Source organism: Streptomyces beijiangensis (assembly GCF_017315755.1).
Lineage (GTDB): Bacteria > Actinomycetota > Actinomycetes > Streptomycetales > Streptomycetaceae > Streptomyces > Streptomyces beijiangensis.
The window spans coordinates 1-218 of the sequence record NZ_JAFLRJ010000887.1; the positions used below are offsets into that span (position 1 = coordinate 1).

1 pseudogene is annotated in these 218 nt (G+C 74.8%); it reads right to left on the reverse strand.

Features of this window, described 5'->3' with window-relative positions:
- Positions 1-218 (reverse strand): annotated as a pseudogene (locus J0695_RS39680) (DUF937 domain-containing protein); the annotation flags it as partial.

Genomic DNA, 218 nt, shown 5'->3' on the forward strand with positions numbered 1-218 from the left:
GCCGCCCGCTTCGTCACCACTGCCATGATCACCGGCAGCAGGATCTCGATCCCGCGTACCACCGTCGCCGCCGGGAGGCCCGTCTTCTTCGCCACCGCGTTCGCGACCGGGCGGCTCATCTTGGCGAGCAGGCCGCCCATCATCGCGCCGCCCAGCCCGCCGCCCAGCGTGGCCACGCCCTGCAGCTGCGGTTCGGGCTCGGGGGCCGGGGTGTCCGC